The organism is Fusibacter sp., assembly GCF_057447755.1.
Map to the genome: position 1 here is coordinate 1 of NZ_JBVBZF010000360.1, position 3,525 is coordinate 3,525.

At 33.3% G+C, this 3,525-nt stretch carries 3 protein-coding genes; all 3 read left to right on the top strand.

Going from position 1 to position 3,525, the window contains the following annotated elements; translation table 11 throughout:
• Positions 1-1,636: Eco57I restriction-modification methylase domain-containing protein (locus AC220I_RS20130; protein ID WP_486725656.1), on the top strand; the 1,636-nt coding region annotated here is incomplete at its 5' end.
• On the top strand, positions 1,633-3,045 hold the full coding sequence (locus tag AC220I_RS20135; RefSeq protein WP_486725657.1) for a hypothetical protein: 1,413 nt from the start codon (positions 1,633-1,635) through the stop codon (positions 3,043-3,045). The genes AC220I_RS20130 and AC220I_RS20135, both read left to right, overlap by 4 nt.
• A 70-nt stretch (positions 3,046-3,115) precedes the next feature.
• The coding region (locus tag AC220I_RS20140; protein WP_486725658.1) for a hypothetical protein at positions 3,116-3,525 on the top strand (410 nt) is incomplete at its 3' end.

The following is a 3,525-nucleotide window of genomic DNA, read 5'->3' on the forward strand; positions in this document are numbered from 1 at the left end:
TGGAGAGGATGAAATCCTTAAATCAATTTATTTAAACCTAGATCTTAATGCACTTGAGTTATATAAACCAAGTGAAGTCCAATGTGTTGATGCAAGGCATTTGTTTGAAAAAATTAAAGCACTTAGAATACTGGATTTAGCGTGTGGGACTGGGTTGTTGTTATTGGCATATTTAGAACTGCAGCTCGTTGTAATGACAATTGCTGGTATTTCAAATTCAGACAAAATGACATTTATGACGGCCATGTTGTCTGAAAAGGTTTTTGCTTTTGACATCAATGAAGAAGCGCTTAGAAATTTTAAAAGTGTTTTAGTCACGCTAATGGCATGTTTAGGCAGTCATGAGCCAATCGATGAATCAAACTTTTTTTTAGGGAACAGTTTGATCGTAAACATGGATATTAAGGTAGATCTTGTGATTGGCAATCCACCCTATATTGGAGAGAAGGGCAACCTAGAAATCTTTAAAAGGGTAAAGCGTTCTGATTTTGGCTCGAAGTATTATGAAGGTAAGATGGATTACTTTTATTTTTTTGTTTACAAGGCATATGATTACCTTGAAGAGAATGGAAGTCTATGTTATTTAACAAGCAATTATTTCTTTACGGCAGATGGTGCTGTAAAGCTCAGACAATTTATTCAAGAGCACTTTAACTTCACTCAAATTTTAAATTTTAATGGCCTTCGGGTTTTTAAGAAAAAAAACCTACATGCTTGCATCTATACATTGACGCCAACCCCTCAAAAGACAATCAAACTTTTAGATGAGTATTTAAATCTTACTAAAATGATTTCTACTGAGGATATTTATCATAGAACTGGTACCTTTCATTTTATATCTGATGAAAATGCTTCAGAGATATTGTCGCTTCTGGATTTCAAGCTCAATCAAAAGCTTGAGGATTCCTATGATATAAAGCAGGGCATTGTCAGTGGTGCAGATCGAAATGAAGGCATGCCTGTCTTTGTTTATAAGGCTTGTGAACTAGATGCAATCCCCCAAGCTTTAAAACAAAATTTGAAGCCTTTTTACAAAAACAGTGATATAAAACATTTCAAACATGAAGACCAAACCCCATTTTTTATTCTTTACAGTGACAAAACGATAAAGGAGACTGCCTTGCTTGAGAAACTACTTGAACCACATCGGGCTAAACTCGAGAAAAGGCGTGAAGTTGTGAATAAGGTAAGGAAATGGTATGAGTTAACCTGGCCAAGGGATAAAAGTCTCTTTTCAAAGCCTAAAATTGTTGTGCCCCAACGCGCAAAAAGCAATTATTTTGCATATTCAGAAAATGAATTTTATGCATCTGCAGATGTTTATTATATATTGCCTAAATGTGAATTAGATGAAATAGCCCTTAAAGGATTGACAGCATTTTTAAATTCATATATTGTTTTATTGTATTTGTATTATAAGGGGAAGCGAAAGGGTGAAGCCTTAGAGCTTTATGCATCACCTTTAAAAACCATTCCCTATGCAACAGCCTTAATAGAACGGTTATCAGAATTTTATGATCTGGATGTGGAAATAGAAGTTAAAATGGCAGAAATCAATGATGTAATTTACGACTATCTAAATCTATCAAATGAGAAGAGAATGTGGCTCAATAATTTTGGAAGGAAGTTTTTATGAAGATTATCATTAAGCAAAAGAAAAAACCATACGAAAAATGGCTTAAGATCTTTGGCGTAATCGTCCTTGTCACGGTATTTTATTTGGCTATGAAACCTGAGATTCAAGTGGTTGAAAGGGCTCATGTAGAGGTGCCTATTATATCGGATGATGTCACAAGAGTGAAATCTGAAGTGTTTATCAATGGCTTCAAAGATGATGTTAAGGATATACGTTGGTTGGATAATCAAATCATTCTTTTCAAGGGCTCAAAAGATAATCAGGTTATTGAAGATTTTGAAATTGATTTGGAAGCCTTAAGTGTTGATAAAGTTAATCAGGATGATATAGAAAATAATATTTTAACCATTAAAGATCAAGCAGTAGAGCATTTTAACATCTTGCACATTGGAGAAATTAGAACGATATATTTTATCAATCAAGACAATTTATATGGTATATACGCCTATGATAAAGAGGGCAATTATACATTTATCACTGAAAATATGAAATTAGATGTAAATGGGATACCAATTATTCAAATATCTGAAAATGAAAAGAAAATGCTGTATATGGAAGCGTCTACGGATAAAATAGTGACCTATGATTTTGATACCAAGAAAAAGAAGATCATCAGTCATACTACTACAGAAAATGATTTTTACGACCAACTTTCCTTGTCTTCCGATGGTGGTTATATACTTGAGAAGATTAGAGGCGATATACCAAGTTTCAACTGCTTAGGTTCGGACAGTGGGAAACTTTATGTAGATCAGATCGAAGGGGTTAATCCTACTTTTTCTAAAGAAGGTGACCGTTTGTATTATTTTTACAACGGTGATATGACGTCTAATTTCACAGGTAAGAGATTAGGGATCATTACTTTAAGTAAAAAAGACATTAAGTACATCACAGCGGAAGCAGATGAAGTATTTTATAACAGACTAGTGCCTATGGATAATAACCAAGTTATATGTCTCAATGGTATTAACGAAGATGATGCATTTTTAATTGATGAAGTTATCATTTATAATCCAGAGACAAATGAAAAGAAAATACTCAGTGTATTAAAAGGCATGAAAATATCTCGTGATTGTGAGTTTGAGGTCAACGATCAAATGTTGATTTTTCCAGAGACAGACACACAATTAACCCTGCTAAATACTGAAACGCAAGCGGTGCAAAATTTTTATGACTTAACAAAGCTTGATGACCATTCGCTCTATATCAAGAATCAAGAAGGCTTTTTATTGGGTTATGCCAATACGATTTATAGGATTGATCAACATGGAAAATCTATGATTTATCAATACGAAGGTGATTACTTAACCTCATCAATATCACCAGAGGGCGATAAAATGTTTATCGTCAGTAAGCAGAATGACAAACTGAATTGCGTTATTACCTTTAAACTTGGAATAAAATATTAAATAAACTCCCATATATTGCCATATAGTAAAACTTGTGTTACGCTAAATGGAATAATATGGGAGATTTTTTATGCGTAAAATTAAACGATCATCAATAAAAAGTCATAGTTTTTGTCAAACTGATGCTAGTGGCCTGGCATTTACGAGACTTCTTTTAATCGTCAGCCTAATCCTAACGCTTTTTATGTACACATGGATGTCTTACACCTATAAAGAAATGGTAAGGGCGTATAGGATATCTACATCTTCAAATATTAAGCAAGAAGTTGATGTGAGAACATTTTGTGGCCATGTCAGTTCAATAGATAGGGAAAAGGAAATCTTGATATTTAAGAGTGATGCTCTTAATTCAAAAATCATGATTTACTTGAATCAAATGGATAAAGAGGAGAAAACTAAGCTTTATAAAGCGCTAGAGTCAGGTGAGAATACATTTGAGATCAAAATTGATGTAAATGAGAGACAATTTAGAGATACACA